Genomic DNA, 18429 nt, shown 5'->3' with positions numbered 1-18429 from the left:
TCCGGCGATGGCGAGTGCCCGCTGGCCAGCCGGCGACGGTGAACCCGCGGTGGCGGTGACCGGGGTACGCGGTGATCGCGACCTGCCCGGGGCGTTGGTGGCCTGGCTTCTGCGCCCCACGCTGACGGGGGAGCGGCGGGCCGACGAGGCCGGGATGAACGCGGCGCGCTGGCGGCGCAGCGCGGGTGTGTTCCTGATCTACCTCGCGTACGCGGTCGTCGACATGGCCCGCCTGAACGAAGGCCCCGCCACCATGGCGTACGGCTTCGTGATCCTGGCCGTGTTCATCTACCTCTACATCGGTCTGCTGCCGCAGGTGCTGTTCGGTGACCGGGAACGCCACCGCCTGACGGTGATGATCGGAATGACGGCCTGCGTCGTCTGCTACCTGCCGATCGCGGGCGGCGGTGGCCTGGTGATGACGATCTACCTGGCGATGACGTTCGTCCTGCTGCTGCGTCCGATCGTCTCGCTGCCGCTGGTGGCCGCGTGTGTGGTGATCGAGACCTGGCTGCCGGAGCAGGTCGGGTGGTGGCAGGCCGACGGTCCGCAGTGGTCACTGTCCGGCCCGGCGCTGCTGTCCGCGATCGCGATGTACGGGGTGCGGGCGGGGGCGCGCAACCAGGCCGAGCTCACCCGGGCCCGCCTGGAGATCGAGCGGTTGGCCAAGGAGCAGGAGCGGCTGCGGATCGCCCGCGACCTGCATGACCTGCTCGGCCACGCGCTCACGACGATCACGGTGAAGGCCGAGCTCGCCTCGAAGCTTGCCCGCCGCGACCCGCAGCGGGCCGCCGCCGAGATGGCCGAGGTCGCGGCACTGGGCCGCCAGGGCCTCGCCGACGTGCGGGCCACCGTGGCTGGCTACCGGGAGGTGAACCTGGTCACCGAGCTGGCCTCCGCCCGGCAGGTGCTGGCCGCGGCCGGCATCTCGGCGGAGCTGCCCGCCACCACCGAAGCCGTCCCCGGCGAGCTGCGCGAGCTGTTCGGCTGGGTGCTTCGGGAGGGAGTGACGAACGCGGTGCGCCACAGCGGCGCCCAGCATGTCCGCGTGCGTGTGGACGGGCACAGCATCGAGATCTCCGACGACGGGTCCGGGCCGCCGTCGGCGCCGGCCTCGTCGCGTCCGGGCTCGGGCCTGGGCGGGCTTCGGGAGCGCGTCGCCGCCGTCGGTGGCCAGCTGGAGGCCGGCCCCGCCGAGTCCGCCGCGGCCACGTCGGGCCTCGCGGCGGCTGGCATGCGGCCCGTGAGAAGGGGCTTCGTGCTGCGCGCGGTCATCCCGTCCGCGGTGGAACCGCTCGCCGAGGCGGTCCCGACGACTGCTTTCCCGGCGGGCCCTTTGCCGAACACCGCTGCCCCGGTGGCTGCCGGCTCGGGCGCCGGCGTCGTAGGCTCCGCCGTCTCGAACGCTGCTGGCTCGGGCACTGCCGACTCGGGCACTGCCGGCTCGGGCACTGCCGACTCGGGCACTGACCTTCCGGGCCGGGCGGGTACGGCGCGGGCCGAAGAAGGGGCCCGGTGAGGTGATCAAGGTTCTGCTGGCGGATGACCAGCACCTCGTCCGCGGTGCGCTGGCCGCCCTGATCTCACTGGAGGACGATCTCGAGGTCGTCGGCCAGGTCGGGCGCGGTGACGAGGTGGTCTCCGCCGTGACCCGGCTGCATCCGGACGTGGTCCTGATGGACGTCGAGATGCCGGGCATCGACGGCCTCGCCGCCGCCCGGGCCGTGCGGGCCACCGCCCCCGACACCCAGGTGCTGGTGGTGACGACCTTCGGTCGCACCGGCTACCTGCGCCGCGCGATGGAAGCAGGTGCCCTCGGGTTCGTCGTCAAGGACGCCCCCGCCGAGGCCCTCGCGGAGGCGATCCGTCGGGTTGCCCGCGGCGAACGGGTGGTGGACCCGACCCTGGCCGCGGCCACGCTGGCCGGCGGAGCCAGCCCGCTCACCGGCCGCGAACGTGACGTGCTCGTCGCCGCACGTGACGGCGCGACCGTCGCCGACATCGCCCAGCGTCTCTTCCTGTCCGAGGGCACTGTCCGCAACTACCTGTCGGCGGTGATCGCCAAGACCGGAACCCGTAACCGGATGGAGGCCCTGCGCGTCGCCGAGGACTCCGGCTGGCTCTAGCCGAGCAGACCCCGGGCGGTGCCGGCACGGGATCAGCCAGCTCGGTTGACCGGAGTGCCTGCTCGCCTGGAGCGGCGCGGTTCGTGGCTTCAGCGCAGGTCGCTGCGCGGTGCGTGCGGTGCGTGCGGTGCGGGTGGTGCGTGTGATGCGGGTGGTGAGGCTCGCAGGAAGGCGAGTGGAAGGAAGAGATCGTCGACGATCTCGACGATCAGGTCGTCGGGGGCGGGCGAGTGCCGCAGCGACAGCTCGGCGTGCAGCAGGTCGACGGGAAGGCGCGCAAGGCGCGCAGGGAGCGCGTCGAGGTCGATCTCTCCGCGGCCGGCGGCGCGGTCGAGGACGATTCCCGTCTGGTCGGCGCCGTCCGCGTGAGCCTGGCGACGCAGGTGGACGGCCAGGTCGCCGCCGATGTCGGGGACGGCCTGGGCGGCGTGGGCKCGCTGGTTCATCGCGGTCAGGACGGCGATGACGTCGCCGCGCAGGCTCCCGGTGTCGGGCGGTGGGCCGGTCAGGTCGACGACGCGCCGGCTGATGGCGGCGGCGAGCAGGTCGGTTCGGGTGGGCCAGCGGCGGTACAGCACGGCCTTGCTGGTTCCCGCACGGGCCGCGACCGCGGCGACGGTGAGCTCGGCGGAGCCGACCGCGGCGAGCTCCTCCCAGGCCGCGTCCAGGATCGCCTGCTCGAGGGTGTCTCCCCGGCGCCGTGTCCGGGGCGCCGTCTGCCGGTCACGGGTCTCCGCCAGTGGGGTGTCCCTGTCGAGCGGCATGCCAACAAGATACTTGAGTTCCCTAATGCGGCCGGCTACGCTGCCCAATAAGAAACCTGAGTATCTTATCTGGCGTAGGTTGGGGTGGATCGTGCGAGACGGAACCCAGACAGGGCTGCTGGACGTACCAGGAGCCACGCTGCACTACAAGATCCGCGGCGACGGCCCCGCGCTGCTGGTGCTGCCGGGCGGTGACGGCGACGCCGACGCCACCGACGCGCTCGCCGCCGGGCTGACCGGCCGGTACGCGGTGATCAGCTATGACCGGCGCGGCCAGGTACGCAGCCCGCTCCAGGACGCGGACGCCACTGTCGACGTGGCGACGCATGGTGACGACGCCGCCCGGGTGCTCGCGGCGGTCGCCGGCGGCCCGGCGCTGGTGCTCGGAGTCAGCCTCGGCGCCCTGATCGGGCTGGATCTGATCTGCCGTCACCCCCACCAGGTGCGGCGGCTCGTCGCACACGAGCCGCCGGCGACCGAACTGCTCCCCGAGCCGGAACGTCAGCAGGCCGTCCATGCCCAGCAGGAGATCGAACGGCTATACCGCGAGGAGGGGCTCGCCGCGGCCATGCGGCGGCTCCCCGCGCTCGGCGGGGTCGACGTCACCGACCGGGAGCCGGACGTCGCGGTGCCGCGGCCCAGACCGGAGCGGATCGCCAACCTCGCGTTCTTCCTGTCCCACGACGCTCCCGCCGTGCGGCTTCACCGGCTGGCCTGGCCCGGTCTGCGGGCCGCGGCTGGCCGGATCGTGCCCGCGGCCGGTGCCACCTCCACCGGCTTCCCCCGCCAGTGCGCCCGCGCCCTGGCCGAGGAACTGGGCCGGCCGCTGGCCGAGTTCCCCGGCGGGCATTCCGGCTTCGTGCTGCGACCGACCGCGTTCGCGGCCCGCCTGCACGACGTCCTCGACCAGGCGACCGGACCCGCGCGGGATCCCGCCGCAGCGGATCCGGCCGGCCCTCGCCCACGCTCTGACGGACGGCAGCCGTCTCGCCCGGTGGCCCAGCCGTGACCGGCGCGCTGACCGTCTCGTTCACGCGCCGCCGCGGACGCGCGGACCAGGTGCACGTCACCCGCGGCGACACGACCACGACCGGCTGGGAGTTCCCCAGCTATGGCGACGCCCTGCCCCACGACCTCGTCCACCTCGTCGTGGAGGAGGGCCTCGACCTGACCGACGGCTTCTGGGGCCTGATCGACCAGGGGGCCTACGTGGTCATGGTCGGTGACCAGGCCGTGCTGACCCGCGACGGGGTGCCCCTCGCCCAGCGGCCCGACACCGGCTTCGCCGGCCTGCGGCGGGCCGAGGAAGCCGTCGCCATCCTCGGCCCGCAGCCGCACCTGGAACAGTCCGGCGAGATCATTCTTGCCTGGGTCGACCCGGGCTCCTTCGCCACCCCCGACCTGCCCGGTACCGCCCGACGCCTCGGCTTCCAGCTGCCGCAGAGCGCCACATCCGATCGCGTCGACACGATCCACACCCGCCTGCGGGACCTCGCGCGCCGATGGCGTGACGGTGAGGACGGCACGATCACCCTCACCTGGCACCGCGCGTCGACGAGCGGCCGGTGAGCGGCCGGTGAGCGGCTGGTAAGCGGCCGGTGACGGCCGAATAGGAGAGACTGGCCGTATGGCATCTGCTACTTCAGGTGGTGCGGCTGGTTCCGGAGACCTCTCCGATGACGTCGTTGCCGGTCAGGCGGCCTACAACCGGTGGGTTCTGGCCGCCTACGACATCGGGGTGCTCGGAATTTCCAACAGCTTTGTCTGGCGTTGCCCGACGAAGCGGCTGCGCCGCCTGTACGACGACCACGTCAGCGCCCGGCACCTGGATATCGGTGTCGGCACCGGCTATTACCTCGACAAGGCACGGTGGCCCACACCGAACCCCGCCGTGACCCTGGTGGATCTCAACGAGAACTCCCTGCGGACGGCTTCGGCCAGGATCGGCAGGCTCGCGCCGCTGACCGCCGTCCGCAATGCGCTCGAGCCGGTGGGCACCCTGCCGGGCGCCCCGTTCGACTCGGTCGGCGTGAACTACCTTCTGCACTGCATGCCCGGCTCGCTCGACGTCAAGGCGGAAAAGCTGCTGGCGGCGATCCGGCCGACCATGGGGCCGGGTGCGGTGTTGTTCGGATCGACGATCCTCGCCGACGCCGCCAAGCTGTCCGCGCCGGCGCGGAAACTGCTCGGCTTCTACAACCAGAAGGGGATCTTTCACAACACCGAAGACCAGGTGGGAGCCCTGGACCGGGCGTTGGAGGCCGTGTTCGCCACCCACCGGGTGGAGATCATCGGCGGGGTGGCGACGTTCGTCGCGTCCGAACCGCGTCGACTCGACGTGTCCTGATCGGCGCGGTCCGGCCTCCGTTCCGTTCCGCCGGCCCCCGCCTCAACCCCCGCGATCGGTGAGTTTCCAGGTCACCGGATTCTCGGGGGTGGTTCGGCCAGGATGAGGATGCCGCCGACCAGAAGGAGCCACCCGCGATGCCCAGCGAGCACGACGTTCAGCAGATCGAAGAGGCCAACGCCTCCGGGCGCACGCCGGTCGTGTTCGTCCACGGGCTTTGGCTGCTGCCCAGCAGCTGGGAGCGGTGGGCGGAGGTGTTCACCGAAGCCGGCTTCGCGCCCGTCCTGGCCGGCTGGCCCGACGATCCGGAGACCGTCGCCGAGGCGAACGCCCATCCCGAGGTGTTCGCCGGCAAGACCGTCGGCCAGGTCGCGGACCACTTCGCCGACATCATCGGCCGCCTGGACAAGAAGCCGGTCGTGATCGGGCACTCCTTCGGCGGGCTGTTCGCGCAGATCCTGGCCGGCCGAGGGCTGTCTGCAGCCACCGTCGCGGTCGACCCGGCACCGTTCCAGGGTGTCCTGCCGCTGCCGATCTCCACGTTGCGCTCCTCGGCCCCGGTGCTCGGGAACCCGGCCAACGTCCACCGCGCCGTGCCGCTCACCTATGACCAGTTCCGCTACGCCTTCGCGAACGCCGTCAGCGAGGACGAGGCCCAGCAGCTCTACGACACCTTCGCCGTTCCGGCACCCGGCAAGCCGCTCTTCCAGGCCGCCGTCGCCAACTTCAACCCGTGGTCCGAGGTCAAGGTCGACACGGAGAACCCCGAGCGTGGGCCGCTGCTGCTCATCTCGGGCGAGAAGGACCACACGGTGCCCTGGGCGATCACCAACGCCGCCTTCAAGAAGCAGGAACACAACAAGGACGCCGTCACCGAGATCACCGAGATCCCGAACCGCGGCCACTCCCTCACCATCGACGCCGGCTGGCGCGAGGTCTGTGACACCGCCCTGGGCTTCGTCCGGCGTTTCATCTGACCGACGGCTCGGGCGCGTCCTGCCGCAGGACGGCGGCCGTTTCGTGTGCGGGGGCCGGCCGGCGCTGACCGCGGCCGGCCGGTCCGCCGCTCTGCCGGTCCGCCGGCCTGCCCTGGACGGGCGGACATGTGGTTGAGCCGTTCGGCTATGGTCCGTCCCGGCACCGCGGACTTGACTGAACGTCGTGACCATTCACACGCAGAGCAACCCCGCCAAGCCCGTCCTCGTGACCGTCGCCTCGGGGAAGACCGGCCGCCGGGTCGCCGCGCGGCTGACCGCCGCCGGCGAGCCGGTGCGTGCGGTCTCCCGCAGCACGCCGATCCGGTTCGACTGGGAGGACCAGAGCACCTGGCACCCCGCGCTGCAGGGGGCCCGCGCGGCCTACCTCTGCTTCGTCCCCGACCTGGGGTTCCGCGGCGCCGCCGAGACCGTCGGCGCGTTCGCCAGGCTCGCGGTGAACCTTGGAGTGAACCGGCTGGTCCTGCTCTCGGGGCGCGGGGAGGAAGGTGCGCTGGCCGGTGAGCAGGCCGTGCGGGCGTCCGGAGCCGAGGTGACCGTCATCCGGGCGTCCTGGTTCAACCAGAACTTCCACGAGGACTTCCTGCTGGACTCGGTGCGGGCCGGTGAGATCGCGCTGCCGGCGGGCGACGCCGCGGAGCCCTTCGTCGACGCCGACGACATCGCCGAGGTGGCCGTCGCCGCGCTGACCGGCGACGGCCACGCCGGCGAGGTGTACGAGGTGACCGGGCCGCGGCTGCTCACCTTCCACGATGTCGCCAAGGAGCTCGGCCAGGCGCTGGGCCGGGAGATCCGGTACGTGCCGCAGACCAGCGAGCAGTACGCCGCGGTGCTGACGGAGTACGGCCTGCCGCTCGACCTGCTCGAACTGTTCGCCAGGATCCTCGACGGACGCAACGCGAGCCTGACCGACGGCGTGCGCCGCGTGCTGGGCCGGGAGCCCCGGGACTTCGCTGACTACGCCCGGAACACGGCGGCGTCCGGAGCCTGGGACCGGTCGCTCTGAGGGGGGAACGCCGATGTCCGTCGCACCCGGCCATTCCTTTCCGCCTCCTTCTCCGGCGCCGCTGTCGCCCGCTCCGGTGCCGCCCGGGATATCAGGGCGCGGCCGCACGGCCGGCGCCGCGCTCGGGGTGTCCGCCGTTCTGACGGGGCTGATGGCCGGCCTGTTCTGGGGCTTCGACATCTCGGTGATGCCGGGGCTCGCGGCCTCGGACGACCACACCTTCGTGACGGCGATGCAGAACATCAACACGGCCATCGAGAACCCCGCCTTCGGCCTGGTCCTCGCCGGGGCGTTGCTGGCCCCCGCCGCCGCGGCGGTGCTGCAGTTCCGGCTCCGCCGGCGTGCGGTCGTGACGTGGACCGTGGCGGCACTCGCCTGCTACTGCCTGACGCTGCTGCTGACCATGGCCGTCGAGGTGCCGCTGAACGAGGAGCTTGCCGCCGCCGGCGATCCGGGCACCATCAGGGATCTCGCCGCCGTGCGGGGCGACTTCGAGAGCACCTGGGTCGCCGTCAACATCCTGCGCACGCTGACCTGCACCGCGGCCCTGGCCTTCCTCACCCGGGCCCTGGTGCTGCACGGCCGGGGCGGGCCGTCGCCGCCGGACTGACCCACCTGGCGCCGGCCGGTGCGAGCCGGATCGGGTTTGTGCCCCTGACCTGGTCAGACGTGGTCAGGCCGCGGTGAGCAGGGCGGCGCAGAGGCAGCCGAACGCGAACACACAGGCAAGGGTCCGGAGGTGGTGCCAGCGGACCCAGGAGCGTTCGAAGCCCGCGCGGAGATCTTGGACGTCCTCGTCCTCGGCCGGCCCCGTCCGATCGAGCCTGTTGTTCAGCGGGATGTTGGCCCGGAAGGTGATGGCCAGGGTGACCAGATAGCCGGCGAAGCCGGCCGCGACCCACGGAAGAACGTCGTCGTGGCCGGCATACCGCCAGGTCGCGACGCCGGTACTGGCCAGGGCGCCGAGGAGGACCAGGGCAAAGACGCCGTTCTGGATGGCGGCGTTGACAGCCCGCATGACGTCGACGAATGCCCGGTCATCAACCCGGGCCAGCGCGGGCATCACCGCCGTCGAGAATCCGAGAAAGATCCCGGACATCAATCCGGTGGTCACCACGGCCGCAATCAGTGCCGCTTCGGACATTTTTCCCCCTGCCAGGGCGGCGCCGCGCCCTGTTCTCTCGTCCGCCGGTCATCTGTTTGCCCGGTCTGCCGGCCTGCCGGTCTGCCCGCGATTCTGTTCGCCGTCCCTTTCCGTCCACGCTATTGATCTCGGTCCCCGTGGAGCAATGCGTGGACGGCTCGAATTCATACGAAAGCATCTACGATCGCAGGTGTGGACGCACTCGCCGAGCTGCTGGACCAGCCCAGGGCCCGCGGGGCGTTCGTGCTCCGGTCGATCCTGAGCCCGCCGTGGTCGCTGCGGATCGAGGACCGGGCGCCGTTGACCCTGGTTGCACTGATCCGTGGCCACGCCTGGCTCCTGCCCGACGACGGTGCGCCGGTGCGGCTGGAGCCGGGTGACGCGGCGGTCCTGCGCGGCCCCGACTGCTACACGATGGCCGACGAGCCGGGGCGGGACGTGCGGGTCGTCATCCATCCCGGCCAGCGCTGCAGCACACCGCAGGGCGACGACCTGGCCGACGCGATGCGGCTGGGCGTGCGGACCTGGGGCGAGGCCGGCCCGAACGCGACGGTCATGCTCAGCGGGACATACCAGCTGGACGGTGATGTGCACCGCCGCCTGCTCAGGCTGCTGCCACCGGTGCTGACCCGCACCACCACACCCGCCGACGCACCCTTCGTCGAACTGCTCGGGCGGGAGGTCGCCCGGGATGAGCCGGGGCAGGAGCTCATCCTCGACCGGCTGCTCGACCTGTTGCTGGTGAGCGTGTTGCGCCACTGGCTTTCCAGCGCCGACGCGCCGGACGTCGGCTGGTACCGGGCCCAGCATGATCCGGTGGTCGGGCCGGCGATCCGCCTGCTGCACGCCGAACCGGCGTTTCCGTGGACGGTCGCCGCCCTGGCCGCCAGGGTCGGGGTGTCGCGGGCGGCACTGGCCCGCAGGTTCAACGCGCTGGTCGGCGAGGGGCCGATGACCTATCTGACGAACTGGCGGCTCGACGTGGCCGCCGACCTGTTGCGCACGACCGATGCGACGGTGGCCGCGGTGGCCCGGCAGGTCGGGTACGGCAGTGCGTTCGCGCTGAGCGCCGCGTTCAAGCGGGTTCGCGGGGTCAGCCCCCAGGAACACCGGCGGGCGGACCGTCCGGCGCAATCCCCGGGCGTGGGCGTGGGCGTGGGCGTGGACGTGCCGGGTGCGGATTCGCTGGTGGTCTGAGGTCTCCCGGCCGGGTGTGCGGGGGTCGCCCGGGCGGTGCGGGCGTTCGCCGCAACCGGGCGTTCGCCACAACCGGGCGTTACCCGGGCGGAGGCGGGCATACCGGGGCGTGGCCTGGAAAAGCCCGCATCGCAAGGAGTATTGCCTGTGATCCATGGATCCGCGCCTGCGTTCGCCGACCTCGACACTCTGGACTCCGGCCTGGCCGTGCTGGTGATCATGGTTGGGGCTGGCGTCGTCGGCTACCTGGCAGCCCTGCTACTGCACCAGGGCCTGCGCCGGATCGGCCGGCACTCGCAGATCGTCCACGACCTCGCCGAACGCGGACGCCGGCCCACCCGCTTCGCGTTCGTCCTCATCGCCCTGCTCACGGCCGCGAACGCGGCGGCGGAGCAGCCGTGGACGCCGCCGACGGTGCGTGTGCTCGGCCTCGCCCTGATCGCCGCCGTGGCCTGGATCATCGGCGTGCTCGCCTTCGTCGTCGAGGATCTGGCGCTGGCCCGCTACCGGATGGACATCGCCGACAACCGCCATGCCCGCCGGATCCGGACCCAGGTGACCCTGCTGCGGCGGATCACCGTGCTGGTCATCGCGGTCATCGCGACCGCGTCGATGTTGATGACGTTCCCCAGCGTCCGCGTCGCCGGGGCGAGCATCGTGGCCTCCGCCGGCGTCGTCGGCATCATCGCCGGCCTGGCGGCGCAGACCTCGCTCGCGAACGTCTTCGCCGGCCTGCAGCTCGCGTTCACCGACGCGATCCGGGTCGACGACGTGGTCGTCGTCGAGGACGAGTGGGGGCGCATCGAGGAGATCACGCTCACCTATGTGGTCGTGCACATCTGGGATGACCGCCGGATGATTCTCCCGTCGACCTATTTCACGACGAACCCGTTCCAGAACTGGACCCGCAAGGAATCCGCCGTCCTCGGCGCGGTCGAGTTCGATCTGGACTGGTCGGTGCCCGTCACCGACATGCGGGCCGAGATGCACCGCATCGTGGAGAACACCGAGCTGTGGGACGGTCGGGTCAGCGTCCTGCAGGTCACCGACGCGGTCGGCGACCAGGTGCGGATCCGGGTTCTGGTCAGCGGAAAGGACGGGCCGACGACCTTCGACCTGCGCTGCCACGTTCGCGAGGCGCTGGTGGGCTGGCTGCGCCGCAACCATGTGCCGGCACTGCCGCGCACCAGGGTCGAGATCGACCGCACCCCGTCCCCGGACCGGGTGAAGCTGGAGAAGGAGCAGCCCGAGCTGCTCGCCGACGCCCGCCTGTTCACCGGCAGCGCCGAGGCCGAGGAACGTTCGCGCGCCTTCAGCGAAACCGGCGAGCATCCCGTCGACGCCTCCACCGCCCCGGTCACCTCGGATTCGGGGCCCGGCGAGGGCCGCCGAGCCGCGGACCCGGTGTCGGCAGGCATGACGGAGCGCTGAACCCGAGGCCGGTGGTTCTGCGCCTCAGTCCGTGCTTCAGTCCGTGGCTTTGGGGTGGCCTGTTCCGGCGTGGATCACCCAGACCGTGCGGCTCGCGTCGTCGACGAGATACCAGATTCGTCCGCCGGTGGTCACCTCGTACTGCCAGCGTTCGAGCGGCTGGCCCTTGAAGACCGCGGTGCCGAGGGATCCTTTCAGGCGGTGCTGGCGGTCCGGCGCGTCCCGGGAGCGCGGCCTGGACCTGATGGCGTCGAAGGCCCGGCGCAGGTTGTTCGGCGCCTGCCCGGCGAGCTGCTCCCAGCCCTCGGCGGCATTGTTGGATGCGAAACGGATGTCGTACTCACCCCCGCTGGGCGGTGGGGCGGCGCGCTCTCCTCGCTTCGGGCTCATCCAGCCTTTTTCAGCAACGCTTCGGCGTTTCCCGGTGTCAGCCCCCACGTGCTCCGGAGGCGCCGGTCGAACCGGTCGGGCCGGACGCACCGGACGCACCGGATGTACCGGACGGGCGTGGGGCGGGCCCGAGGTCGCCGTCGGGCTCGCGGGTCAACATCGTATACAGGTCCGGGTCGGCGTGGATCTCGGCGCTGTGCCGCCACTGACCCAGTAGGGCGGCGATGGGAGCCAGCGTGTTCAGCGCCATCGCGCCGCGTGCTGTCTCGATCAGCTCGGTGAAGAAGGTGTCGACGTCCTCGGGCGGCAGGAAGATCGTCCAGGGCAGCGCGTCGGGCAGCGCCTGCCGCAGCGCGGCGGTGTTCCCGGTGCGGATCAGGCCGGCGAGCATGCTGGTCGCGAAGTCCACCACGACGGAGTCCCGCTCCATCTGGTCGACGCGCATCAGGGCGAGATCCGTCGCGCCGCGGCGGCGCAACCGCAGGGCCCGCACCTCGTCCAGCCGCTTGGCGGTCGCCGCCGGGTGGTGGAGCAGCTCGCTGAACGGGACTTCCTCGTAGGCCACGCTCACGACATCCACACTAGCTTGGATGTCGTCGGTGCTCCATGGCGCCCACGGCCCGTTGGTGGCTCCGCCGTCACGCGTCCGAACATGCCGCCGTGGGTTCGGCGAACGGCTCGGCCGGCAGAGTGGGCTCATCGCCGCCCGAGTCGCCGCCCGAGTCGCCGCCGTGGTGCCGATCCCCGGCGCCGCGGCGGTGCCGACCCGCGGCGCAGCACGGGCCAGATCGTCGCCGCGACGGCGGCGGTGAGCAGCAGGAGGGCGGCGAGGTCGAGTGCCCAGGTACCGGCGTCGGACGTCCACAGCGCGTCGATATCAGGGTCGGACGGGGTCTGCCGGTAGCCGGTCGTCGCCGCGAGCATCGCGAAGCCCCACCGGGCCGGCATGAGATAGGCGAGCTGTTCCAGCGGCGGCCGATGGTCCAACGGGATGATCAGTCCGCACAGCAGCAGCTGCAGCAGCAGCACGACCACCAGGATCGGCATGCCCCGGTCGGCGTTACCGATCATCGCGGAGACCAGCAGGCCCTGCGCCATCGCCGCCAGCGCGACCGCGACCATGGCGATGACGACCTCGGTCAGGCCACCGCCGAGTGCCGGTGGGGCGTCCGGCAGCGGCTTGCCGGCCAGGCCGGCCACGGCGAGGATCACCGCCTGCAGGCCGCTGATCGCGCCGAGCACGGCCAGTTTCGACCAGAGATAGGCACCGCGGGAGAGCCCGATCGCCTGTTCCCGGTTGAAGACCGACCGTTCCTTGACCAGCTCGCGGAACGCGCCGGCGAACCCGGTGAACGCGCAGCCGAGGATGAGCACGAGCATCAGCGGCGAGATGTCGCTTTCACGGTCGGCGCCGGTCTGCCGATGGTGCCAGGACAGCCCGTGCCCGCCCGGCAGCAGCTGGGCGAACAGGCTCAGGACCAACGGCAGTGCCAGCAGGAACACCGCGTAGGCCCGATCGGCCGCGATCACCGCCAGATAGCGGCGAGCAAGCACGGCGAACTGGCGCACGGCCGGCTGCTGGCGCGGCGGCGCATCCGGCGCGACCCGGGCCGGGCTGGCCGGGCCGGCGGGGCCGCCTGGCTGCGGCGCCGCGGAAGGCGCCGTGCCGCGCGGTGCGCCGTACTTCGCGTACTGGGGCGAGGCCTGGAAACGGGCCGTCCAGTCGACGTCCCGCGAGCGGTCGAGCAGCAGGAACATGTCGGCGAAGTCCTGCTGACCGAAGTATTCGAGCGCCTCGTCGGGCGGGCCGAAATAGGCCAGCCGGCCGCCCGAGGCGAGCACCAGCAGCCGGTCGCACAGGTCGAGCTGCGCCGGCGAATGGGTGACGACGACCACCGTGCGGCCGTCGTCGGCCAGCGTGCGCAGGGTCTGCATGACGGACTTGTCCATGCCGGGATCCAGCCCGGACGTCGGCTCGTCGAGGAAGAGCAGCGACGGGCGGGTGAGCAGCTCCAGCGCCACGCTGGTGCGCTTGCGCTGCCCGCCGGAGAGCGTGCTGATCCGCTGCTCGGCATGGTCGGTCAGCCCCAGCTCGTCGATCACCTCGTCGACGCGCGCGCGGCGCTCCGCGGAACCTGTGTCCGCGGGGAACCGCAGTTCGGCCGCGTACCGCAGGGCCCGGCGGACGGTCAGCTGCGGGTGCAGGATGTCGTCCTGCGGGACGAGCCCGATGCGCTGGCGCAGCTCGTCATAGGAGGCGTAGAGATCACGGCCGGCGTAGCGGACCTCGCCGGAGTCGGCGGGCCGCTGCCCGGTCAGCGCACCGAGCAGTGTCGACTTTCCGGCGCCGCTCGGCCCGACCACCGCCAGCAGGCTGCGCTGCGGCAGCGCGAAACCGACATCGTCGAGCAGCCGCCGCCCGGAGCGGGTGACGGTCAGCCCGTCAGCCTCGAACGAGATGTCGCCTTCGTCGACGTACTCGACAAGCGTGCCGTTCTGCAGGTGCAGCAGGGCGTGGCCGATGCCGACGATGTCCCCGGCGGCGAGCGGGGCCTGCTGCCCGATCCGGCGACCGTTGACGAAGGTCCCGTTCCAGCTGCCGAGGTCGACGATCTTCCATTCGGTGCCGGTTCGGCGCAGTTCCGCATGCCGGCGTGACACCAGCGGGTCGCCGAGCACCACGTCGCATTCGGGCGCGCGGCCGATGACGACGGAAGCGGTGGTCATCGGATGCAGCGCCGTGGCTCGGTGCTCCCACCACTGCCCTCCAGCCACCGAACCGGCGGACGGACTCCCGGACGACCGGCCGCCGCCAGGTCGGGAGCTCGGGGTGGGGCGGGCGGCACCCGGCCCGATGGTCGTCGTCGCCTGGCCGCCGCCTGCCTGGCTGCTGCCCGGTCGAGCGGCTGGCGTCTGCTGGCCGCCGCCTGGCAGAGCGGTGACGGTGGGCTGGCCGGCACCGAGCCGGGCGGTGGGCGGGGGCTGGGCCGCTCGGTAGCGCCCGGCTCCGAACRCCGCGGCGGCGGCGGATCCGGGCGGCGGCCCGGGAACGCCGGGCGCCGCGGTGGGCGAAGCCGAAGCCTGCGCGGATTCCGGTGGCGCTGCGGACGGCGGTGGGGTTGTGGATGGCGGTGGCGCTGCGGACGGCGGTGGGGTTGTGGACGGCGGTGGCGCCGCGATGGGCGGTGGGGTTGTGGGCGGCGGTGCCGGTGCTTGCACGGGGGTGGGCGGGGCGCTCGCCGCCTGCCACCACTTGCCGGCGGGCGCGGGGGATGACGCCGGTGCCGGCGGTGATGGTTGTGCCGCTGCCGCCGGCGCCGCTGGCTGGGACGGCGGCCGCATCGGTTGTGTTGACGGCTGGGCCGCCTGCTGTGGCTGCTGTGACGGTGGCTGCTGTGACGGTGCTTGCTGTGGTGGTGGCTGCTGTGGCTGCGGCGGGCTGGGCTGCGATACGGGCGATGCCGCCGCGGGAGCGCCGGGGGTCTGCGCCCACCACTTGGCCCGCGGCGCGGGGCTGGCAGGCGGCGGGTTCGAAGCCGCTGGCGCCGCCGGGGTWCCGGCCGCGCTCGGGGTACCTGATCTGCTGGGGGCGTTTGGACTGCTCGGAGCGCTTGGACTGCTTGGACTGCTCGGGGTGCTCGGGGCGGCGCCGATGATGGCGGCCTGGGCCGCCGCCGCGAAGGCAGCAGTGGACGGATACCGCTCCGCAGGATCCTTCGCCATGCCGCGCGCGATGACGGCGTCGAGTGCCGCCGGAGCGTCCGGCCGCACCGCGGACAGGATCGGCGGCGGATCCTCCAGATGTGCTCGTACCACCGCCAGCCGTTCGGCGGAGGCGAACGGCCGGCGCCTGGTGAGGCACTGGAACAGCAGGCAGGCCAGGGAGTAGACGTCCACCCGGTGGTCGACGGGCCCGGTGCCGAAGCGCTCGGGTGCCATGTAGTCGATCGAGCCGATCGCGGCCCCGACCGTCGTGAGGTCGGTGCCGTGGACCGAACGGGCGATGCCGAAGTCGACGAGGTAGACGAAGTCGGTCGGCCGCCCCCGGCCCGCGCAGAGCACATTGGACGGCTTCACGTCGCGGTGGATCAGGCCGTCGGCGTGTGCGGCGTCCAGCGCGGCGGCGATCTGCTCGATGACGTTGCCGGCCGTCCGCAGGTCGAGCGGACCGGCCCGCAGCACCGTGCCCAGGTCGGCGCCCTCGACGAGACGCATGTCGATGTACAGCTGGCCGTCGATCTCGCCGTAACGGTGGATCGGGATCACATGCGGCTCACGCAGCTGGGCCACCGTCGCGGATTCCCGGCGAAACCGCTCGATGTAGTGCGGATCTTCGGCCAGGCTGGGGAGCAGGAGCTTGAGTGCCACCAGACGTTGCTGGGCGGTGTCGTACGCCCGGTAGACCTCGCCCATACCGCCGCGGCCCAGTCGGGCCTCGATGCGGTAGGGGCCGAACATCCGCTCTGTCATACCGCCTTCTCCGGTGGTCGCCGTGCGAGGTCTCGCCCGTGCTCGGACGTCGCTATCGCGGGTTCCCGGGCTGCTTACGGCGGCGTCGCCGCCACCGTGCCCAGAGGACGCCGACGAGGACCGCCGGCAGGAGAGCAATCAGTGCGCTGACGTTCGCGATCGCCGGCCGCGCGTCCTCACCCTGGACGATCGCGAGGGTGATCGCGATGGTGGCGGCCAGCCAGGTAAGCACGGCCACGGCAACGGCGCTCAGGTTGCGCCGCACCCGCCCGCGGCCAGCCGCCGCTGCCGGCGCCGGGTTTGTCGGCATCGGGTGCGCGGGCGTCGGCCGCACCGGTGTGGAAGGAGCTGGTGCCGAGCCCCGGCCCGGTCCGGCCGCGGCCGCTCCCTCGGAGCCGGATGACTGCTGCCACCAGGCGGTTGCCTCCGCCGGCCGGGTACCTGTCTGCGTACCCCGGCGGCGGCGCTGCCCCGTCGATGTCCTCGCCGGTCCGGACGGCTTGGCAGCTGGTCCGGATGGCTTGGCACTCGGCCCGGTTGGTCTGGTAGCTGGCCCGGTTGGCTTGGTGGCTGACCTGGACGCGTTGGCGGCTGGCCTGGACGGTCTGGCGGTGGGCCTGGACGGTGTGGGCACCGGCCCGGCCGGCGGTGTCGCCGGGTCGGGTGTGGAGCTGGTCGCGGTCGCCGCGGGCTCGGCCGGCGCGGTGGGTACGACGCGGCTGCTGGTGCGCGTCCACCAGGGCACCGAGCCCGTGATCAGATCCTCGAGGTCGCCGGTTGCCGTCCAGCCTGCCGCGCAGCAGGATCGCAGCCTGGCCGCGAGCTGGTCGATCTGCGGGTCGCGCAGCTCGGCCAGCCAGGACCAGGCCTCGGTCTGGTGCGGCGGCTGGAAGTCGCGGCGGCCCAGGAGCAGGTTCTCGCCGTCGTTGAACCGCTCCCACTGGTCCGGTTCCTGGGCGAGCGCCAGCAGCGACAGGTAGATCACAAGACCGGGGAACGTGTCCATCCACGGCCCCCACGGCCGGTTCTCGGGCTGGTAGTTGCGGTGCCCGCCTTCCGTGGGCGGCGGCGAGCCCGTGAACGGGGCGATCCACGAGCTGTCGAAGTCGACGAGGCGCAGCCGCCCGGCGGTGTCGACGAGCACGTTGCCGTGCTGCAGGTCGCCGTGCGCGAACTGGGCGGCCTGGAGCCGGCGCAGCAGATCCCGCCACGAGTCGGCCAGCGTCCGCAGCGCCGCGCGGTCGTCGGCCTCGACGAGCTCCTCCACATGCCGGTCGAGGGTGTGGCCGTCCACCCAGTCCATCTGGACCATCGGCCAGCGGCGCCCGTTCACCAGGATCGCGTCGTCCACCCACCGGCAGGCGGCGACGTCCGGGCCGAGGCCGCGTTCGGTGAACCAGTCGTCGATCGCGGTGTAACGCTGCTGGGTGGACGCGTCCTCGCGGGTGAAGAACCGCAGCGCGTGCGTGGCGCCGCCGATCGTCGCGCGGAACACGACCGCGGTGCTGCCCGACGCCGGAACGGGAATGCCCAGCAGCGGATGGACGTCGAAACGGGCCCCGGTCAGCTCGGGATGGTCGAACACGAGGTCCGGCCGCTGAACCGCGCGGATGTAGTCCTCCGCCGACGGGTGGCGGACAGCCGGCTGGCGAGCGCTGGTCACAGGCACACCACCAGCGCGTCGGGCTCGGCCGCCACGAGCTGCACCCGCAGCAGGGTGACGTCGTCGTTGCGCATCCGTCCCGCGGCGCGTTGGTCGGCGACGATCGCGGCGAAGGTCGCGTCGTGGTCGATACCGGTGAGGTCGGCCCACAGCCCGTCCCGTTTCCGGCCGGTGCCCCGGCCGCCGGTGGCGTGCCTGCCGGTGCCGTGTGCGCCGGTGCTGTGCGTGCCGGTGCCGTGTGTGCCGCTGCCGTGTCGGCTGGTGCCGCCCGCGCCCGTCTCGGTCAGCAGCCAGTGGGCCAGTGCGTCCGTGGCGATGAACAGGACGTCGCCGACCCGGAGCTCGCCGTGGGCGAGGGCCAGGCCGCGCAGCATCGGGCCGAGCGCCTCCGGACGGGTACTGACCCCGTCGGGGGACAGGCCGAACCCGTCGACGTCGAGGTGAGGGAAGTGGGTCAGCAGCCGGCCGCCCCGGATGTGGAACAGCACCGTGTCACCGAGCGCCGCCGCCTCCCAGCGGGCCTGTGGTCCGTCCAGGCCGGTGAGACGGCAGCCGAGGAACGTCGCGAACGACCCCTCGCTGCGGAACTTGTGCTCCTCGATCACCGTCGCGAACCGGGCCGGTGACTCGGCCACCCACAGCTGTTGGACGTACTCGAACCAGGCCCGCAGGCCCTCGGAGGTGAGGTCCGGTCCGGCGCCGGCGACGAACGAGGTGACCAGGTGGTCCACCCAGYGGATCGCGTCGTAGGCCTCGGTGGCGCCGTCCGCGACCGCGTAGCGGGGCGCGACGCCGACCGCCGGATCGCCGTCGTGGCAGGCCGCGGCGTCCTCCCATTCCTGGGGTGTGCTCCCCAGCTTCTCCAGCGCGAAGCAGACCGAGCGGGCGACGATCAT

The 18429-nt window shown here is 72.4% G+C and carries 17 protein-coding genes; 10 read left to right on the top strand and 7 right to left on the bottom strand.

Annotation, left to right across the window (positions count from 1 at the left end; all coding sequences use genetic code 11):
- The first annotated feature begins 7 nt into the window (after positions 1 to 7).
- The gene (locus CcI49_RS31165; protein WP_076832506.1) at positions 8 to 1519 is read left to right on the top strand and encodes a histidine kinase; all 1512 of its coding nucleotides are present in this window, start codon (positions 8 to 10) and stop codon (positions 1517 to 1519) included.
- Position 1520: 1 nt separating this feature from the next.
- The gene (locus tag CcI49_RS31160; RefSeq protein WP_054568153.1) at positions 1521 to 2126 is read left to right on the top strand and encodes a response regulator transcription factor; all 606 of its coding nucleotides are present in this window, start codon (positions 1521 to 1523) and stop codon (positions 2124 to 2126) included.
- A gap of 89 nt (positions 2127 to 2215) precedes the next feature.
- Here CcI49_RS31160 and CcI49_RS31155 read toward each other — a convergent pair whose 3' ends face one another.
- Positions 2216 to 2890, bottom strand: a complete 675-nt coding sequence (locus CcI49_RS31155) for a TetR/AcrR family transcriptional regulator (RefSeq protein ID WP_083749832.1) — start codon at positions 2888 to 2890, stop codon at positions 2216 to 2218.
- 91 nt (positions 2891 to 2981) lie between these two features.
- On the opposite strand from CcI49_RS31155, the gene CcI49_RS31150 reads away from it, so the two are divergent.
- The 6 genes from CcI49_RS31150 (at position 2982) to CcI49_RS31125 (ending at position 7848) form a co-directional block, all read left to right on the top strand.
- Entirely contained in the window at positions 2982 to 3899 is a 918-nt protein-coding gene (locus CcI49_RS31150) for an alpha/beta hydrolase (RefSeq protein ID WP_076832503.1), read from the top strand.
- Positions 3896 to 4459, top strand: coding sequence for a hypothetical protein (locus tag CcI49_RS31145; RefSeq protein ID WP_076832500.1), 564 nt, complete (start codon positions 3896 to 3898; stop codon positions 4457 to 4459). Before CcI49_RS31150 ends, CcI49_RS31145 begins: the two co-directional genes overlap by 4 nt.
- 58 nt (positions 4460 to 4517) lie before the next feature.
- A complete protein-coding gene (locus CcI49_RS31140; RefSeq protein ID WP_054568149.1) occupies positions 4518 to 5237 on the top strand; it encodes a class I SAM-dependent methyltransferase in 720 nt (239 codons plus the stop codon).
- Positions 5238 to 5374: 137 nt separating this feature from the next.
- Positions 5375 to 6214 carry an alpha/beta hydrolase gene (locus CcI49_RS31135; RefSeq protein WP_054568148.1) on the top strand — a complete coding sequence of 280 codons (840 nt, stop codon included), beginning with the start codon at positions 5375 to 5377 and terminating at the stop codon, positions 6212 to 6214.
- A 184-nt stretch (positions 6215 to 6398) separates the two neighbouring features.
- Positions 6399 to 7238 (top strand): sugar nucleotide-binding protein, encoded by an 840-nt coding sequence (locus tag CcI49_RS31130; RefSeq protein WP_235498089.1) that lies wholly within the window; start codon positions 6399 to 6401, stop codon positions 7236 to 7238.
- A gap of 13 nt (positions 7239 to 7251) precedes the next feature.
- Positions 7252 to 7848, top strand: coding sequence for an anthrone oxygenase family protein (locus CcI49_RS31125; protein WP_083473451.1), 597 nt, complete (start codon positions 7252 to 7254; stop codon positions 7846 to 7848).
- 63 nt (positions 7849 to 7911) lie between these two features.
- Here CcI49_RS31125 and CcI49_RS31120 read toward each other — a convergent pair whose 3' ends face one another.
- Complete coding sequence (locus CcI49_RS31120) at positions 7912 to 8382, bottom strand: anthrone oxygenase family protein (RefSeq protein ID WP_054568147.1); 471 nt, start codon at positions 8380 to 8382, stop codon at positions 7912 to 7914.
- A 192-nt stretch (positions 8383 to 8574) separates the two neighbouring features.
- On the opposite strand from CcI49_RS31120, the gene CcI49_RS31115 reads away from it, so the two are divergent.
- Together CcI49_RS31115 and CcI49_RS31110 are read left to right on the top strand one after the other, a co-directional pair.
- The gene (locus tag CcI49_RS31115) at positions 8575 to 9579 is read left to right on the top strand and encodes an AraC family transcriptional regulator (RefSeq protein WP_076832496.1); all 1005 of its coding nucleotides are present in this window, start codon (positions 8575 to 8577) and stop codon (positions 9577 to 9579) included.
- A 147-nt stretch (positions 9580 to 9726) separates the two neighbouring features.
- Positions 9727 to 11010 (top strand): mechanosensitive ion channel family protein, encoded by a 1284-nt coding sequence (locus tag CcI49_RS31110; protein WP_054568146.1) that lies wholly within the window; start codon positions 9727 to 9729, stop codon positions 11008 to 11010.
- A 36-nt stretch (positions 11011 to 11046) separates the two neighbouring features.
- Here CcI49_RS31110 and CcI49_RS31105 read toward each other — a convergent pair whose 3' ends face one another.
- The 5 genes from CcI49_RS31105 to CcI49_RS31085 form a co-directional block, all read right to left on the bottom strand.
- A complete protein-coding gene (locus tag CcI49_RS31105) occupies positions 11047 to 11400 on the bottom strand; it encodes a hypothetical protein (RefSeq protein ID WP_054568145.1) in 354 nt (117 codons plus the stop codon).
- Between the two features lie 37 nt (positions 11401 to 11437).
- Entirely contained in the window at positions 11438 to 11971 is a 534-nt protein-coding gene (locus CcI49_RS31100; RefSeq protein ID WP_241840344.1) for a hypothetical protein, read from the bottom strand.
- A 125-nt stretch (positions 11972 to 12096) separates the two neighbouring features.
- Positions 12097 to 15870, bottom strand: coding sequence for an ATP-binding cassette domain-containing protein (locus CcI49_RS31095; RefSeq protein WP_076832489.1), 3774 nt, complete (start codon positions 15868 to 15870; stop codon positions 12097 to 12099).
- Positions 15871 to 15922: 52 nt separating this feature from the next.
- Complete coding sequence (locus tag CcI49_RS44265; RefSeq protein ID WP_054568142.1) at positions 15923 to 17533, bottom strand: phosphotransferase; 1611 nt, start codon at positions 17531 to 17533, stop codon at positions 15923 to 15925.
- The gene (locus CcI49_RS31085; protein ID WP_076832485.1) at positions 17530 to 18429 is read right to left on the bottom strand and encodes a hypothetical protein; all 900 of its coding nucleotides are present in this window, start codon (positions 18427 to 18429) and stop codon (positions 17530 to 17532) included. The genes CcI49_RS44265 and CcI49_RS31085 overlap by 4 nt, the downstream gene beginning before the upstream one ends.

The organism is Frankia sp. CcI49 (genome assembly GCF_001983215.1).
In the GTDB taxonomy this organism is placed as follows: domain Bacteria; phylum Actinomycetota; class Actinomycetes; order Frankiales; family Frankiaceae; genus Parafrankia; species Parafrankia irregularis.
This window is presented reverse-complemented; position numbering and strand designations above follow the sequence as displayed.